Origin of the sequence: Devosia sp. (genome assembly GCF_039927955.1) — a bacterium.
In the GTDB taxonomy this organism is placed as follows: Bacteria; Pseudomonadota; Alphaproteobacteria; order Rhizobiales; family Devosiaceae; genus Devosia.
Map to the genome: position 1 here is coordinate 1 of NZ_JBDSUA010000073.1, position 14,203 is coordinate 14,203.

Consider the following 14,203-nt stretch of genomic DNA (forward strand, 5'->3'; position numbering starts at 1 on the left):
GCGGAGGCCACCAACGCGCTGATCGACGCCGGCTGCGATGTCATTACCTGCCACGTCGATAGCCCCAAGGTGGTGATTGAAACCGCCGAAGGCCGGGGTGTCAAAACCCTGGGTCACAATGCCTCGCAGGCTTCGCTGGCGCCGAAGGGCTTTATTACTGGCGCCGAGTACAAGTGGGAAACCATCTACAAGGGCTATGCCGACAATATCGCCAAGGGCGAACCGCTGCCCAACTTCATGGTCGGTGGCTACAACAACGACATGCTGCGCAACACCGCCTACGGCGCGGGCGCCACGCCGGAAGCCATCAAGGCGGCCGATGAAGCCATTGCCGGGCTGGTCAAGGGTGACCCGATCTATGTCGGTCCGCTCAAGGACAACAAGGGCACCGTCGTTATCGACAAGACCTATGACAACTACGACCCGTTCCTGGACGGCATGAGCTTCCTGCTCGAAGGCGTGCAGGGTTCGCTGACCTGATCGACTTGGGAATGCGCTGCCGGGTGTACGGTAGCGCATTCCCAACCCACCCTTTTGGGGTGGCCATTTTATTCAATGGCGAGGGACAGATCGTATGACGATGCAAGCCGCAGCTTCTGGTTTTGGCAAGACCGCCGCACCCAATGTGCGAACCCTCAAACTCGCCGAGTCGTTGTTCATCCCAATCGCCGCTTTGGTGGTTTCGGCGCTGGTGTTTTCGCTGTTTCTGCTGGTGATCGGCAAGTCGCCGATCGACTTCTTCAATCTGGTCTGGACCGGCGGCTTCGGTTCCAGCTTCTCGTTCCAGAACACCCTGCAACGCTCGGCGCCGCTGATCCTCACGGGTCTGGCTTTCGCGGTTCCGGCGCGCATCGGCATGACCATTATTGGCGGCGAAGGCGCCTTGGTGCTTGGCGGCTTTGCTTCCGCTGCCGTCGCCATTCCACTCGTCACCAACGGTGTACCAGCGTTCATAACGCTGCCGCTGATGGCTATCGCGGGCATGGTTGTCGGCGGGATCTGGATCGGCATTGCGGGGTGGCTACGCCACTATCGCGGCGTCAACGAAACCATCTCGTCGCTGCTGCTGAGCTACATCGCCATTGCCATCATGAACTTCTTTGTTGAAGGCGCACTGCGCGACCCAGCGTCGGCCAACAAGCCCTCGACCATGCCTATTGGCGATGCCTACCGTGTCGGCTCCATGCCCGGAACCGATGTGCATTGGGGGTTCGCCGCCGGTATCGCGCTGGCCATCCTGCTCTACTTCCTGATGTCGCGCACCACCTTTGGCTTTGCTGCCCGCATGACTGGTGGCAATCCGCGCGCCGCGCTCGCCCAAGGCCTGCCAGTCGGCTTCCTTGTCGTCAGTTGTTGCGTGATCGCCGGTGCCTGCGCCGGGCTGGCGGGCTTTTTTGAAGTCGCCGCCATTCACGGCCAGGCAAATGCATCACTGGTGGCTGGCTACGGCTTTACCGGCATCCTAGTTGCCTTCCTCGCCCGACATAATCCGCTGGCGGTGGTGCCTGTCGCCATCCTGTTCGGTGCCATCGCTGCTGCTGGCGGTCTGGTGCAGCGCCGCATGGGCATGCCGGACGCTACCGTGCTGGTGCTGCAGGGCATCATCTTCGTGGTCCTGCTGACCAGCGAAACCATGTACGGCCGTATCAAATTCTTCCAGCCGGGCACCGGAGCCGAACGCACATGATGGAAAGCGCTCTCGTCACTGTTCTCATCGCCATGCTCGGCGGCGCCATTCGCGTCTCCACCCCCTTCATGTTCGTGGCCCTGGGCGAATGCCTTACCGAGAAATCCGGCCGCATCAATCTGGGACTGGAGGGCAATCTGGTGCTCGGTGCCATGGTCGCCTATGCCGTCTCGTTTCTCTCCGGGAGCCCCTGGCTGGGCGTGCTGGCAGCAGGCGGGGCAGGGCTGTTTCTCGGCGCACTGCACGGCTACATCTGCAAGCTGCCCAAGGTCAACGATATCGCCGTTGGCATCGCCATCATGAGTTTCGGCACTGGTCTGGCGTTCTTCTTTGGCAAGCCGTTCATCCAGCCCACAGCGCCGCGCTTGGACGCGATCCATCTCGGCGACTGGACCGGCAATCCGGCACTGGCGCAGGCGCTTGAAGTCAACCCGTTGTGGTTTGTCGGCATCGTCCTCGCTATCGCCATGAGCTGGGCCTTCGCCAATACCAAATGGGGCCTGATCGTTCGCATGACCGGCGACAGCGCCGCATCGGCCCGCGCCATGGGCGTATCGGTTGATCTCGTGCGGTTCCTGGCGACTGCAGCGGGCGGATTCCTGGCCGGCGTGGGCGGTGCGTTCCTGTCGCTTTATTATCCCGGTTCGTGGAACCAGGGTCTCTCCTCCGGTCAAGGTCTGATGGCCGTGGCGCTGGTGATCTTTGCCCGCTGGGACCCGATCAAGTGCATTTGGGCGGCACTGCTGTTCGGCGCCGCCGGCGCCATCGGCCCGTCGCTGCAATCGATCGGCATTTCGCAAGGCTACTACTTCTTCAACGCCGCTCCCTACATCCTCACGCTGTTCATCATGATCGCCTCGGCTCGCTCCAAAGGCGCGGCGCGCGAGGTACCCGGCGAACTTTCTATCACCAAGTAGGAGACGTGCATGTCAGGTCTTGGCGGGTTGAACAAATCGCCTGAAGGCGTCGTCATCGGTCTGGTGCAGCTCAAGCTGCCGCTGATCAAGACGCCCATGGACATCGCTATCCAGACCGCGCGCATCGTGGAAATGGTGGGCAAGGCGCGGCGTAATCTGTCCACGATGGATCTAGTGGTGTTCCCCGAGTATGCGCTGCACGGCCTGTCGATGGATACCAACCCCGCAATCCTGTGCACGCTGGATGGTCCCGAGGTTGGCGCCTTCAAAAAGGCCTGCAGGGACAACGCCATCTGGGGCTGCTTTTCCATCATGGAAGCCAATCCCGGCGGCAATCCCTATAATTCCGGCCTGATCATCGACGATAAGGGCGAACTCAAACTCTACTACCGCAAGCTGCATCCATGGGTGCCGGTCGAACCATGGGAGCCCGGCGATCTGGGTGTCCCGGTAATCGACGGACCAAAAGGGGCAAAGCTGTCGCTGATCATCTGCCACGACGGCATGTTCCCCGAAATGGCGCGTGAGGCTGCGTACAAGGGCGCCGAAATCATGCTGCGCACCGCAGGCTATACCGCCCCGATCCGGCAGGCATGGCGCTTCACCAATCAGTCCAATTCGTTTTGCAACCTGATGGTCACTGCCAATGTCTGCATGTGCGGCTCGGACGGCACGTTCGACTCCATGGGCGAGGCAATGATCGTCAATTTCGATGGCTCGATCATCGCCGAAGGCGTCACCGGCCGCGCTGACGAAATCATCACCGCCGAAGTGCGTCCTGATCTGGTGCGCGAAGCGCGCGCCAATTGGGGCGTCGAAAACAACATCTACCAACTGGCACATCGCGGCTTCACCGCGGTCGATGGCGGCGCGCAGGATGCGCCCTATTCGTACATGCACGATCTGGTCAACGGGCGCTACCGGCTGCCTTGGGAAGACACCATCACGGTCAAGGACGGCATCTCGTCCGGCTTTGACAAACCGCAGCGCCGCTTTGGCGACAAATTCTCGGAGGCAGCGGAATGAGCCTGGTCGACGAACGCATCAACGAAGCCATGGTGCCCGGTGGCACCACCATTGCGGCCGATCCTTATCCTTGGCCATTCGATGGCAATTGGGGGCCGCATAATACGGCGCTGATCGTCATCGACATGCAGGTCGATTTCTGCGCCCCGGGCGGCTATGTCGATTCCATGGGCTACGATATTTCGCTGACCCGCGGCCCCATCGGCCCGATCCAGAACCTGCTGGCCGGCATGCGCGCCAATGGCTACCCGATCATCCATACCCGCGAAGGCCATAAGCCGGACCTCAGCGATCTGCCGGCCAACAAGCGCTGGCGTTCGCAGCGCATCGGCGCCGGCATCGGTGATCAGGGCCCATGCGGCCGCATCCTGATCCGTGGCGAGCCGGGCTGGGAAATCATCCCGGAACTGCAGCCGCTTGCTGGCGAGGCTATTATCGACAAGCCGGGCAAGGGTACCTTCATCGCCACCGATTTCGAACTGGTGCTGCGCATGAAGAACATCCGCAATCTGGTGTTCACCGGCGTTACCACCGACGTCTGCGTTCACACCACGATGCGCGACGCCAATGATCGCGGCTATGAGTGCCTGCTGCTCGAAGATTGCTGCGCCGCTACCAAGGTGGAAAACCACCTCGCCGCCATCGACATGATCAAGATGCAGGGCGGCGTGTTCGGTGCGGTGTCCGACAGTGTCACGTTCCTCGCCGGGCTTAAATAATGCGGCAGGCCAAGGTGCATCGGCTGGCAACCAGTGGCCCGGACGACGTGTCGGGCCTGGTGTCTGCCATCGCCTCGGGCCAGATCGATCCCAGTGGCATCGTCGCCATTCTCGGTAAAACCGAGGGCAATGGCTGCGTCAATGATTTCACCCGTGCTTTTGCGGTATCGGCCTTGAAGGCCAGCCTTGCGACCCATCTTTCATCGGTCCGGATCGACCGCATTGCCTACGTGATGTCGGGCGGCACCGAGGGCGCGTTGTCGCCGCATATTCTGGTGTTCGAACGCGGGGAGGGCGACGGCGCCGGGCCGTCGCTTGCCATCGGCAGCGCATTGACGCCCGACCTTCCTACAGCTGAGCTTGGCCGCCTGGCACAAGTAGAGATGGTCGCGGCGGGTGTCGCAGCCGCGATGGCCGATGCAGGCATCACCGATCCCGCCGATGTGCATTTCGTCCAGATCAAATGCCCGTTGTTGACCGCTGAACGGATCGGCGCGGCCGAGGCAGACGGCCAAACCACCGCCACGCGCGACACCCTCAAATCCATGGGCTTTTCTCGCGCTGCTTCGGCGCTTGGTGTTGGCGTCGCACTGGGCGAGTTTGATCTCGGTGCCATCGACGATGCAGCCATCGGTCGCGACACCGGCCTTTGGTCCTCCCGCGCCAGCACCTCGGCGGGTGTCGAATTGCTCAGCCACGAGATCGTGGTGCTCGGCATGAGCTCGGCCTGGAGCGGGCCGCTGGCGATAGATCACGCGGTGATGGCCGACGCTATCGATGTGCAGCCGGTGCGGCTGGCGCTGAACCGTCTGGGCTTCGGCGCCGATGTGCAAGGCGACGGGCGCTTTGTGGCGCTGCTGGCCAAGGCTGAGCCCGGCACCACCGGCAAGCTGCGTGGCGACCGCCACATCATGCTCGACGACAGCGATATTTCCGCCACCCGCCATGCCCGCGCTTTTGTCGGCGGTGTGCTGGCGGGGCTGATTGGCAGTTCTCAGATTTTTGTCTCGGGCGGCGCCGAGCATCAGGGTCCCGATGGTGGCGGACCGGTCGCCTTGATCGCGATGAAAGAAGGAGCATGACGATGAACCAGGCTGCACCCATTCTCTCCACCGGCCGTGCCCCCTCGCTCGAAGCCATCGGCATGACCAAGATTTTCGGGCCACTGGTGGCGCTCGATGATGTGTCGATCAACGTCCCTGCCGGCTCGTTCCACGCGCTGCTCGGTGAAAACGGTGCGGGTAAATCGACCCTGGTCAAATCCATCATGGGGTTTTATTCGGCCGACAAGGGCAAGGTGCTGCTCGATGGCAAGGAAGTCTCGATCAAGTCGCCACGCGACGCCCGCGCCAATGGCATCGGCATGGTCTATCAGCAGTTCACGCTGGTGCCGTGCCTGACGGCTGCCGAAAATCTGGTGATCTCCCGTGCCGATGCGCCATCGGTGATCGACTGGAAAAAGGAAAAGAAGGCGCTGGCTGAATTCATGGAGCAGATGCCGTTCAAGGTGCCGCTCAATGCGCAGGTGTCCTCGCTCTCGGCCGGCGAAAAGCAGAAGCTGGAAATCCTCAAGCTGCTCTATCTCGACCAGCGCTTCATGATCCTCGATGAGCCGACCTCGGTGCTGACACCCGGCGAGGCCGACGAAATGCTCGGCCTGCTCGGCGATATGGCGGCCAAAAAGGAGATCACCGTGCTGATGATCTCCCACAAATTCCGCGAAGTGAAAGCCTTCTGCGACGGCTTTACGGTATTGCGGCGTGGCAAGTTTACCGGCTCGGGCGATGCGCAATCGTCCACCGTGGCCGAGATGAGCCATATGATGATCGGTGACACCACCATCCGCGAACGCGCCGTGCGCAAGCAGACCAATGAGAGCCGCGAGGTGCTCGAACTGGCAAGCTTGTTCGCGCAGGATATCGATGGCGCCGATGTCATCCATGGCCTAAGCCTCAAGATCAATGCCGGTGAAATCGTTGGTATCGCCGGCGTGTCGGGCAATGGCCAAAGCGCGTTGGTCGAAGCCTTGGCTGGACAGCGTCCCCTCAGCGATGGTGCCATCCGCATCCACGGCCAGCCGTTCGAACCCAACCGCGCCAGCTATGACAAGTTCAAGGTCTTCGGCCTGCCCGAAGAACCGCTCAAGAATGCCACGGTGCCGCGCATGAGTGTCGCCGAAAACCTCGCCTTCCGTGCCTTCGACAAGCCGCCGGTGACGACGCTGGGCTGGTGGATGTCGCCTGGCCCGATGCGCAAGCGCGCCGAGGAACTGATCGCGCTCTATCGCGTCAAGACCACCTCGCCCGATGCGCCGATCGAAACCCTCTCGGGTGGGAATGTGCAGCGTGCCGTATTGGCCCGCGAACTCTCCGGCGATGTGGATGTACTGATCGTCGCCAATCCCTGTTTCGGGCTGGACTTCGCCTCGGTCTCGGAAATTCGCAGCCAGATCATGGAGCAACGCAATCGCGGGGCGGCGGTATTGCTGGTCAGCGAGGACCTCGACGAAATCCTCGAACTTGCCGACCGCGTCGCTGTAATGAGCGGCGGTACGATCAACTACATTTCCCGGATCGAAGACACCGATCGCAACGTCATCGGCCAGCATATGGCGGGGCATTGACGATGGAAGTAGCCGCCCGCCCGTATCCCTACACCTTGGTCCCTGGCCACACCGCACTGGTGGTCATCGACATGCAGCGCGATTTCATCGAAGTGGGCGGCTTCGGCGATAGCCTTGGCAATGATGTCAAACGGCTGGAAGCCATCGTTCCGACCACGGCTGCGCTGATCGATACCTTCCGGCAGCAGGGCTGGCTGGTGGTTCACACCCGCGAGGCGCACAAGCCGGATCTCAGCGATTGCCCACCCTCCAAGATCGCACGTGGTAATCCGAGCCTGCATATCGGCGAAGTTGGAGCCATGGGCCGGTTGCTGATTGCGGGCGAGCCGGGCAATCAGATTGTCCCCGCGCTGGCGCCGATCGCTGGCGAAATCGTCATCGACAAGCCCGGCAAGGGCATGTTCTGGGCCACCGGCATTCACGAAACTCTGCAGGCCCGCGGCATCACCCATCTGCTGTTTGCCGGCGTTACCACCGAAGTGTGTGTGCAGACCTCGATGCGCGAAGCCAATGATCGTGGCTATGAGTGCCTGCTGATCGAAGACGCGACTGAAAGCTATTTCGCTCATTTCAAGGCTGCCACGATCGAGATGATCGCGGCACAGGGCGGCATCGTCGGCTGGGTGGCGCCGCTGTCGGCGCTGACTTGGGCATTGGCGAAGGAGCCAGCACATGTCTGAGCAGGGCCGATGGGCCGGGCGCAATCCCGGCAAGGACATCATCCGCAACGAAATCTGGGCCGCGTTGGAGCGCGATGGCGTCAATATCGGTCCCGCCTGGAGCATGATCCCCAATTTCGCCGGCGCTGATCTGGCCGCCTGGCGCCTGGCACAGACCGACGCCTGGAAGGCGGCCAAAACCGTCAAGACCAACCCCGATCATGCTCAAACCCCCATCCGCATCAACGCGCTGTATCAGGGCAAGACGGTCTACACCCCGGTGCCGTACCTCACGCAGAACTTCCCCTATCTCCGGCTCGATCCAAAGGAGCTGGCGGCCCGCAGCATCTCCTTTGAGCTGGCCGCGACGGCACAGGGCTTCATGGAACATGGCGAACGCATCGAGTTCGAAGATGTCGAGCCGCTCGATTTCTGCGTTGTCGGCTCAGTTGCCGTCAGCCGGGCAGGGGGTCGCACCGGCAAGGGCGCTGGCTTTGCTGATCTGGAAACAGCGATCTTCCGCGAACTGGGCGTCGTCACCGCCACCACGCCCATGGCCACCAGCGTCCATTCCGTGCAACTGGTCGAAGACCATAACATCGTCATCGAAAGCCACGACAGCCCGCTTGATCTGGTCGCCACCGAAGCCGAATTGATCGTTACCGGCAACACCATGCCGCGCCCGATGGGCGTCGACTGGAGCAAGGTCCGCGTCGATCAGTTCGAAACCATTCCATTCCTGTCGCGCCTGCGCGACCGTATGCAACAGCGGGCTTCGGCATGATTTTGAATGACCCCGCTATCATCGCCGAAGTTCTCGATGTGTTTGAGCGGTACGAAGCGGCGCTGCTCGCCAATGACTCGGCCACCCTGGACGCCATGTTCCTGCATCGTGATTTCACCGTGCGGTACGGCGTCAATGACAACCAGTACGGCATCGAGCAGATCCGCGCCTTTCGCGTCGTGCAGCGCCCGTTCACGCGACGGCTGGACCAATTGGTGATCGCCAGCTATGGCGGCGATTGCGCCACGGCCTCGACCTTGTTCTACCGTGATGACTTTCCCGGCCAGATCGGGCGGCAAATGCAGACCTGGATCCGGACCGACACCGGCTGGCGTGTTGCCGCCGCCCATGTCAGCATGATGCCAGACCCGGCCCTTTAAGAATCGAAAGCTCACCTTGGCGCACCGGCAGGTTCCTCGTACATCGGCTGAAGACATCAGGCGGCAATTGGCTGCCCGCATTATCAGCGGCGAACTGGCCCCGGGCTGTGCCTTGGATGAAACCAGCCTTGCTGCCGAATTCGCCGTTTCGCGCACGCCGGTGCGTGAAGCATTGCGCCTGCTGGCCGCCAGCGGGCTGGTGGATCAGAAGCCACACGCCCAGGCGCTGGTTGCCAAGCCAGATGAGACGACGCTGGCTGGCATGTTCGAGGTCATGGGCTATCTTGAGGCGCTCTGCGCTGGGCTCAGTGCCGTTTTGATGAGCGCACCGGAACGCGAAGCACTGGATGCGCTGCACGCCAGCATGGCGGCCATCGTCCATTCCGGCGACGAAGTCCGCTACGCCGAGGCCAACGAGGCCTTTCACAACGCGATCTATGATGGCGCGCACAACGGCTATCTTGGCGAAGTCACGCGCTCGACGCGCCAGCGACTGCAGCCGTTCCGTCGCGCCCAGTTCGGTGCCCTGCAACGCCTGACCAAATCGCATCACGAGCATGGAGCCATCGTCGATGCCATCATGCAGGGCAATCGGACACAGGCTGAGGCCGCCATGCGGTCCCACATCATGATCGTCGAGGACGCCTACAACCGGCTCAACCGCCGCGCCTGATCAAGCGCCGGTGGCAATGTAGTCGGCGCTCTCGGGCCGTCCGCCCCATTCCGACCACGAACCATCATAGACTGGTACGTCCGTGCGTCCCAGCACGGCCAGCCCCAGCGTCAGGATCGAGGCGGTAACACCCGAACCGCAAGTGGTAACAATTGGCCGCGAAGTGTTAACGCCGGCGGTGTCAAAAGCCGCCTTAATGCCAACAGCTGTCTTGAGCCGCCCATTCTCGATCAGGTTGGAAAACGGGAGGTTTTGGCTGCCGCTGATATGGCCTGATGTCAAACCCGGCCTGGGTTCTGCAACCTCGCCGTTGAAACGTGGCGCGCCCCGTGCATCGACGATTTCGGCGCCGCCGGACTGGACGATCGACAGCATCTGGCTAAAGGTGCGGACCAGGGATAGATCATACCACGCGACAAAGTTGCCGGGGGCTCGCTGCACATCGCCGCTTTCCACCGGCTGTCCCGCCGCTGTCCAGGCCGGCAGTCCGCCATTGAGCACGCGCACGGTCTTGCTGCCGGCGACGCGAAAATTCCACCAGGCACGCGCGGCACTGAACAGCCCGGCGCTATCATAGATCACGATCTGATCGTCGGTATTGATGCCCAGTTTGCGCATCGCGGCCTCGAAAACCTCCGGTTGCGCCAGCGTATGGGGCAGGCCGCTGCTGGCGTCAGAAACGCCATCGATATCGAAGAACACCGCACCCGGAATATGCGCTGCCTGATACTCGGCCCTGGTGTCGCGCTTGTCGGATGGCAGATACCATGACGCATCCAGAATGCTCACCCCCGGCTTGCCAATCAGGCCAGCCAATTCAGCAACGTCGATCATCGGGGATTGGGTCATGGCGGTCCTGCGGCTTGGGCTGTGGGCGCGCATCTTGTTGCGGTCGGCGCCATCGCACAAGGCAGGAAATTTTCTTGAACTGCAGAAAAGGCAAGGGCCGCAGCGCGGCCCTTGGAATTTGATTTAGCTGATCACCACGACCTTGGTGCCGGTGGGCACCCGACCGTAAAGGTCGATGATGTCCTGGTTCATCAGGCGGATACAGCCCGACGAGACATTGGTGCCGATGGTATAGGGCTCAATGGTGCCGTGCAGGCGGAAGAATGTGTCGTTGCCGCCCTTGTAGAGATAGAGGGCGCGCGGCCCCAGCGGGTTGCCTTCACCGCCGGGCATGCCCGCAGCGTATTCGGCATAGCGTTCCGGCTGGCGCTTGATCATGTCCTGGGTTGGGGTCCAACGCGGCCATTCAGCGCGACGGCCGATCGAGGCTGTGCCCTTGAACTGCAGCGCCTCCTCGCGGCCAACACCGATGCCATAACGCATCGCCATGCCACCCTCTTCGATCAGGAAGAGGTGATGTGCCTGGGTGTCGATAACGATGGTGCCCGGCTTTTCCGTGGTCTGATACGGCACTTCCTGGCGCCACCATTCCGGATCGACCTTGCGCAGATCAACAGCCTGAACCGGGAACGGTTCATTGGGGATAGCGGCGTACATCGACAGATAGAACGGATCGATCGTTGGTTCCGGTGGCATCTGCTGGCCACGGGTAGTGCAGGCGGCGAGCGCCAGCGGCGCTCCAATCATAAACAAACGGCGACTGATCACGTCTCAAACCTATACAATAAAGAGTTTCCAATGACCTAGATCGGCCTGCTGTGATTTGTCGAGTGCGCGAAAACCTCAATTGCGGCAGGAGCGACATAACCGGATCATCTCGCGGTGATGTGATCAGTAATGCCGTGATCCGGGGCGAGTTCCGAGCGGTTCAAAAAATCTAAGCAAATACCCATCCGGGTCCGGCACCACGAACTGCCGCTGGCCGATCTCGAATTTACCTCTCCTATACCATTTATCCTCTAACGGCAGGTAAAGCGCGATGCCGGCAGCCTCCAATGCGGTCGCCATTGGGGTCACTTTTTCGACAGCGATCTGCAGATTGACGCCGCGGCCATGTGGATAGACCAGCGGCTCGTCATCAATGCCAAAGGTGCGCCCGATATCGATCTGGTCGATCATCAATTGCGCCTCGCCCAGCGCCAGCATGGCGAACCCTTCCTCGGGCCGCTGGTACAGCACCGAAAAGCCCAGGATGTCACAGTAGAACTGCAAGCTGTGCCGGCAATCAGTCACGGCGAGTTCGGGGATCAGGGCGTTTTGCATCGAGAAAGCTCCATGGGGGAGCTAGCGGTTTCGCAATCGATTTGTCGACCGTTATGTCTGGTCGATTGGAATGAGCTGCCGACAGAGCCGGGCGGCCGGTACGGCGCGTTCGAATGGCGGCGTCGTCGCAGGAAGCTAAACGCTGTTGACTCTTCAAAGAGTGAGTGTATAGTCACTCACATGAGCAACGCAGCCATCAAACTCTCAACTGCAGACGTCCGGCGTGACACCGTTGTAGCCAGCGCGATAACAGTCTTCGCCCAAACCGGTTACCTTGGCACCTCCGTGGCCAGTGTTGCCCAGCATGCCGGAATTTCTCCAGCCTATGTCTTCAAGCTGTTCCCGAGCAAGGAACTGCTGTTCGTCACGGCGCTGGATCACTGCTTTGAGCTGGTGCGGGCTGCCCTGGAGCAGGGCGCTGCAACAAGCAAGGATCAGACGCCCGAAGCCATTCTTTACGCTATGGGCGAAGCCTATGCCGACCTGATGGCCGACCACTCGTTGCTGATGCTGCAAGTGCATGCCCAATCCGCCGCGTCAGTGCCAGAAATCGGCGCTGCCCTGCGCAAGGGACTCCGCATCATCTCGATGTTCGCCAAAACCCGCTCCCAGGCCAGCGACGACGCCGTCCAGCTTTTCATCGCCTATGGACAGCTCTGCCACCTCATTGTCGTCACCGGCCTCGACAGCGACACCTCTGCCTGGGCTAGGATGATCACCGCCGGTATTCGTCACCCCTGACCATGCGCCTACGCCGAAAACTGAACTGACCTCAACCTTACGCCCCCAAAACTATCAACCCAAAATAGTGAGTGATTAGTCACTCAAATTAGCCCGAAAGGCACGTCAAAATGAGCATGATCAACAGCTTCGCGGCAGCCCAGACCACAACCGAGATCGTCCTGCCCGGCATCGTCGCGCCGTCAGGTCTGCAAATCCGCCAGGCCGCACGTCCGGTCCCGTCCGCCAATCAGGTGCTGCTTGCGATGGAAGCGACAGGCGTCTCGTTTGCAGAAAAATCCATGCGCCGCGGCCGCTATCCGGGCCAGCCGAAATTCCCCTTCGTTCCAGGCTATGACGCAGTAGGGACGGTGTTGGCCGTCGGTCCAGGCGCCGACCCTGCTTTGATTGGCAAACGCGTCGGAGCAGCCCTGAAGACCGGTGGCTGGGCCACCCACCTGCTGGCGCCTGCCGACGAAGTGGTTCCCGTTCCTGCTGGGGTCGAGGCAATCGCTGCAGAGACCATTATCGTCAATGGCGTTACCGCCCGGCAGATGCTGTATCGCGCCGCTCACGTCAGGCCGGGGCAAACCATCCTGGTGACGGGCGCCAGCGGCGGTGTCGGCACGGTCCTGGCGCAGATCGCCATCCGCGACGGCATCAGGGTGATCGGTACAGCGTCACCACGCCATCACGAAGCGCTGCGGGCCATTGGTGTTGAGCCGATCGACTATGCCGATCCGGACCTTTCGGCCCGGGTGCGCGAACTGGCGCCCCGTGGCGTCGATGCGGTGTTCGATCATCTCGGTCCCAACAGTGCCAAGCGCAGCTTCGACCTGCTCGCCTCAGGCGGCACGCTGGTCGCCTATGGAGCCGCGGCCGATCTCGACAAAACCACGGCAATGGTGCCAATGTTCATAGGTTTCCTCTTGCGCGTGGCGCTCTGGAACGCGCTGCCCAATGGCAAAGGCGCATCGTTTTACGATTTCTGGGGCGGCATGCTGATCAACCCGACAAAGGCCAAACAGCATCGCCGAGAGGACCTGGCCAAGGTTCTGGCGCTGCTGGCAGCGGGCGCAATCAAGCCCGTTATCGCCGCGACCTTCCCCCTGCATCAAGCGCAGGCCGCAATGGAATTCGCCGAGGCCAAGGGCGTCTTCGGCAAGGTCGTGATCGTGCCTTAAAATATAGACCGAGTGTTGGTTACGCCGTCTGCAAACGACCACGGTCGTTCCCTCGGACTTGATCCGAGGGTCTCTCGTCGCGTGTTCAGGGTTGAGAGTGGCCCTCGGGTCGAGCCCGAGGGAACGCGGTGGGTGTGGTTGAATTGGAGCCAGCAAACAAAAAGGCCCGGATCGCTCCGGGCCTTTTCTTAATGCGGTGTCGGTGACTTACTCAGCGGCTTCCGCCGCGACTTCCTTGCCGGTTGCCTGATCGACAACCTTCATGGACAGGCGAACCTTGCCGCGTTCGTCGAAGCCCAGCAGCTTGACCCAGACCTTGTCGCCTTCCTTGACCACATCGGTGGTCTTGGCAACGCGGGCTTCGGCCAGCTGGCTGATGTGAACCAGACCATCCTTGGCGCCGAAGAAGTTCACGAACGCGCCGAAGTCGGCGGTCTTGACTACAGTGCCCTGATAGATCGCGCCGATTTCGGCTTCGTCGGTGATCGAGCGGATCCACTTGATTGCAGCTTCGATCGAGGCGCCGTCCGAGGAGGCGATCTTGATCGTGCCATCGTCTTCGATGTTGATCTTGGCGCCGGTCTTTTCGACGATCTCGCGGATCACCTTGCCGCCGGTGCCGATCACTTCACGGATCTTGTCGGTCGGGATCTTCATGG

Annotated in this window: 16 protein-coding genes and 1 pseudogene; 13 read left to right on the forward strand and 4 right to left on the reverse strand. The window is 61.4% G+C overall.

All coding sequences use genetic code 11. The features are described from left to right. The 11 genes and pseudogenes from ABIT12_RS17120 to ABIT12_RS17170 all read left to right on the forward strand — a co-directional run. Window positions 1-480, forward strand: a pseudogene (locus tag ABIT12_RS17120) (BMP family ABC transporter substrate-binding protein); the annotation flags it as partial. Between the two features lie 94 nt (window positions 481-574). Continuing rightward, entirely contained in the window at window positions 575-1,687 is a 1,113-nt protein-coding gene (locus ABIT12_RS17125) for an ABC transporter permease (protein ID WP_407065642.1), read from the forward strand. Next, entirely contained in the window at window positions 1,684-2,604 is a 921-nt protein-coding gene (locus tag ABIT12_RS17130; protein ID WP_407065643.1) for an ABC transporter permease, read from the forward strand. Before ABIT12_RS17125 ends, ABIT12_RS17130 begins: the two co-directional genes overlap by 4 nt. 9 nt (window positions 2,605-2,613) lie before the next feature. After that, window positions 2,614-3,630, forward strand: coding sequence for a formamidase (locus tag ABIT12_RS17135; RefSeq protein WP_348040804.1), 1,017 nt, complete (start codon window positions 2,614-2,616; stop codon window positions 3,628-3,630). Beyond that, entirely contained in the window at window positions 3,627-4,349 is a 723-nt protein-coding gene (locus ABIT12_RS17140; protein WP_348040806.1) for an isochorismatase family cysteine hydrolase, read from the forward strand. Before ABIT12_RS17135 ends, ABIT12_RS17140 begins: the two co-directional genes overlap by 4 nt. Next, window positions 4,349-5,431: a ring-opening amidohydrolase gene (locus ABIT12_RS17145; RefSeq protein ID WP_348040808.1), complete on the forward strand. Its 1,083-nt coding sequence runs from the start codon at window positions 4,349-4,351 to the stop codon at window positions 5,429-5,431. Before ABIT12_RS17140 ends, ABIT12_RS17145 begins: the two co-directional genes overlap by 1 nt. Next, the gene (locus ABIT12_RS17150) at window positions 5,428-6,972 is read left to right on the forward strand and encodes an ABC transporter ATP-binding protein (RefSeq protein WP_348040810.1); all 1,545 of its coding nucleotides are present in this window, start codon (window positions 5,428-5,430) and stop codon (window positions 6,970-6,972) included. Before ABIT12_RS17145 ends, ABIT12_RS17150 begins: the two co-directional genes overlap by 4 nt. Before the next feature lie 2 nt (window positions 6,973-6,974). Next, window positions 6,975-7,652 (forward strand): isochorismatase family cysteine hydrolase, encoded by a 678-nt coding sequence (locus tag ABIT12_RS17155; protein WP_348040832.1) that lies wholly within the window; start codon window positions 6,975-6,977, stop codon window positions 7,650-7,652. After that, window positions 7,645-8,415 carry a 5-formyltetrahydrofolate cyclo-ligase gene (locus ABIT12_RS17160; RefSeq protein WP_348040812.1) on the forward strand — a complete coding sequence of 257 codons (771 nt, stop codon included), beginning with the start codon at window positions 7,645-7,647 and terminating at the stop codon, window positions 8,413-8,415. Before ABIT12_RS17155 ends, ABIT12_RS17160 begins: the two co-directional genes overlap by 8 nt. Next, window positions 8,412-8,795, forward strand: a complete 384-nt coding sequence (gene hpxZ / locus ABIT12_RS17165) for an oxalurate catabolism protein HpxZ (RefSeq protein ID WP_348040814.1) — start codon at window positions 8,412-8,414, stop codon at window positions 8,793-8,795. The genes ABIT12_RS17160 and hpxZ overlap by 4 nt, the downstream gene beginning before the upstream one ends. Before the next feature lie 16 nt (window positions 8,796-8,811). Beyond that, a complete protein-coding gene (locus ABIT12_RS17170; protein WP_348040816.1) occupies window positions 8,812-9,468 on the forward strand; it encodes a GntR family transcriptional regulator in 657 nt (218 codons plus the stop codon). Here the strand turns inward: ABIT12_RS17170 and sseA are convergent, their stop codons facing one another. From sseA to ABIT12_RS17185, 3 genes are all read right to left on the reverse strand, one after another. Beyond that, complete coding sequence (gene sseA, locus ABIT12_RS17175) at window positions 9,469-10,317, reverse strand: 3-mercaptopyruvate sulfurtransferase (RefSeq protein WP_348040818.1); 849 nt, start codon at window positions 10,315-10,317, stop codon at window positions 9,469-9,471. Between the two features lie 123 nt (window positions 10,318-10,440). After that, window positions 10,441-11,064 (reverse strand): L,D-transpeptidase, encoded by a 624-nt coding sequence (locus ABIT12_RS17180; protein WP_348040834.1) that lies wholly within the window; start codon window positions 11,062-11,064, stop codon window positions 10,441-10,443. Window positions 11,065-11,208: 144 nt separating this feature from the next. Further along, window positions 11,209-11,640: a VOC family protein gene (locus ABIT12_RS17185; protein WP_348040820.1), complete on the reverse strand. Its 432-nt coding sequence runs from the start codon at window positions 11,638-11,640 to the stop codon at window positions 11,209-11,211. A 180-nt stretch (window positions 11,641-11,820) separates the two neighbouring features. Here ABIT12_RS17185 and ABIT12_RS17190 point away from each other — a divergent pair, with 180 nt between their 5' ends. Next, entirely contained in the window at window positions 11,821-12,381 is a 561-nt protein-coding gene (locus ABIT12_RS17190) for a TetR/AcrR family transcriptional regulator (protein ID WP_348040822.1), read from the forward strand. A gap of 110 nt (window positions 12,382-12,491) precedes the next feature. Then, window positions 12,492-13,544: a zinc-binding dehydrogenase gene (locus tag ABIT12_RS17195; RefSeq protein ID WP_348040824.1), complete on the forward strand. Its 1,053-nt coding sequence runs from the start codon at window positions 12,492-12,494 to the stop codon at window positions 13,542-13,544. Window positions 13,545-13,751: 207 nt separating this feature from the next. On the opposite strand, the gene ABIT12_RS17200 is transcribed toward ABIT12_RS17195, so the two are convergent. After that, window positions 13,752-14,203, reverse strand: a 452-nt coding sequence (locus ABIT12_RS17200; protein WP_348040826.1) for a S1 RNA-binding domain-containing protein, incomplete at its 5' end; no start/stop codon positions are given.

Bases quoted from the DNA above. Each gene is read 5' to 3' on its own strand.
- ABIT12_RS17145 (WP_348040808.1), top strand. From the start codon at position 4,349: ATGCGGCAGGCCAAGGTGCATCGGCTGGCAACCAGTGGCCCGGACGAC.
- ABIT12_RS17195 (WP_348040824.1), top strand. From the start codon at position 12,492: ATGAGCATGATCAACAGCTTCGCGGCAGCCCAGACCACAACCGAGATC.
- ABIT12_RS17190 (WP_348040822.1), top strand. From the start codon at position 11,821: ATGAGCAACGCAGCCATCAAACTCTCAACTGCAGACGTCCGGCGTGAC.
- sseA (WP_348040818.1), bottom strand. From the start codon at position 10,317: ATGACCCAATCCCCGATGATCGACGTTGCTGAATTGGCTGGCCTGATT.
- ABIT12_RS17185 (WP_348040820.1), bottom strand. From the start codon at position 11,640: ATGCAAAACGCCCTGATCCCCGAACTCGCCGTGACTGATTGCCGGCAC.
- ABIT12_RS17125 (WP_407065642.1), top strand. From the start codon at position 575: ATGACGATGCAAGCCGCAGCTTCTGGTTTTGGCAAGACCGCCGCACCC.
- ABIT12_RS17140 (WP_348040806.1), top strand. From the start codon at position 3,627: ATGAGCCTGGTCGACGAACGCATCAACGAAGCCATGGTGCCCGGTGGC.
- ABIT12_RS17155 (WP_348040832.1), top strand. From the start codon at position 6,975: ATGGAAGTAGCCGCCCGCCCGTATCCCTACACCTTGGTCCCTGGCCAC.
- ABIT12_RS17130 (WP_407065643.1), top strand. From the start codon at position 1,684: ATGATGGAAAGCGCTCTCGTCACTGTTCTCATCGCCATGCTCGGCGGC.
- hpxZ (WP_348040814.1), top strand. From the start codon at position 8,412: ATGATTTTGAATGACCCCGCTATCATCGCCGAAGTTCTCGATGTGTTT.
- ABIT12_RS17150 (WP_348040810.1), top strand. From the start codon at position 5,428: ATGACGATGAACCAGGCTGCACCCATTCTCTCCACCGGCCGTGCCCCC.
- ABIT12_RS17135 (WP_348040804.1), top strand. From the start codon at position 2,614: ATGTCAGGTCTTGGCGGGTTGAACAAATCGCCTGAAGGCGTCGTCATC.
- ABIT12_RS17180 (WP_348040834.1), bottom strand. From the start codon at position 11,064: ATGATTGGAGCGCCGCTGGCGCTCGCCGCCTGCACTACCCGTGGCCAG.
- ABIT12_RS17160 (WP_348040812.1), top strand. From the start codon at position 7,645: ATGTCTGAGCAGGGCCGATGGGCCGGGCGCAATCCCGGCAAGGACATC.